The following is a 958-nucleotide window of genomic DNA, read 5'->3' as shown; positions in this document are numbered from 1 at the left end:
CCGGTGCCCGGCCCTTGAACCGCGCCCGGGGCGAGAACCGCCCGATCGGCGGTGGACGGCGCGGCCGGATCGGCATTCCGAAAGACCTGTACCCGGCGTCCCTCCCGGCGGCTGGATCATTGACCGGGGGAGTGGGGCGAGCCGACAAGGGTGGCGAGGTACTTCAGCCCGCTTCAGTCAACCGCCTTGATCGATGACGTCGTGGAGGTACTGCATGGCGAGCTTCTCGGCGTGGTGGCGCCGTTCAATGATCGCTCCACTGGTATCGGACCATCGGCGGTAGAGATCGACGGTGGCGAGGAGCGCCCGTCCGGCTTCGTGGCGGTCGTAGCCGCACAGAGTTGCCTGGAGGTTGCGCGCCTCTTCGGGCGCGATGGTCTCCAGGTGGCGTACACCGCGGGGGATCGCGCCCGCCCGGCGGGCGGCCAGGGGGCCGAGCACGCTCTCGCGCAGGTAGGTGAGGAAGCTGATGGTCTCGAACAGCTCCCCGCGGCCGAGCTTCGTCGCGCCGTAGTGCACCCAGATCCAGAACCGGTCCTCGATCCACTGGAGGTCGAACGCCGGAGTGACCGGCGGCTGCTGGGCGAGGGCGCCGGCTAGGAGGCCGTCGCGGTCCCACAGGATCTCCGGGTCCTCGGTCCGCTCGGCGAAGTCGGAGGCGCGGACGAACTTGAAGTCGACGTGCAGGAGAGGCGGCCCGACGAGCGTGATGATCACGCGGGGCTCGCCGACATGCTCCCCGGTGAATCCGGCCACCAGGGAGGTCCAGGAGCCGATCAGCACGAGCCGCTCCCGCATGACCGCGTCGTACGCCTCGTCATCGATGACCAGGATCAGGTCCACGTCCGAGTAGACATCGGGGCGGCCTCCCACGAGGGACCCGGTGATCGCCACGCCGGCCACGCGCGCATCCTGCCGGATCCGAGGAAGCGCGTCGCTAAGGAACCGGCTGTGCAAG

Annotated in this window: 1 protein-coding gene; it reads right to left on the bottom strand. The window is 69.5% G+C overall.

Translation table 11 applies throughout. The annotated features are described in order from the left end of the window. Positions 1–177: 177 nt before the first annotated feature. Complete coding sequence (locus tag IE260_RS41025) at positions 178–957, bottom strand: nucleotidyltransferase domain-containing protein (protein WP_189881020.1); 780 nt, start codon at positions 955–957, stop codon at positions 178–180. Position 958: the final 1 nt, after the last annotated feature.

Origin of the sequence: Streptomyces viridiviolaceus, from assembly GCF_014650995.1 — a bacterium.
Taxonomy (GTDB): Bacteria; Actinomycetota; Actinomycetes; order Streptomycetales; family Streptomycetaceae; genus Streptomyces; species Streptomyces viridiviolaceus.
This window is presented reverse-complemented; position numbering and strand designations above follow the sequence as displayed.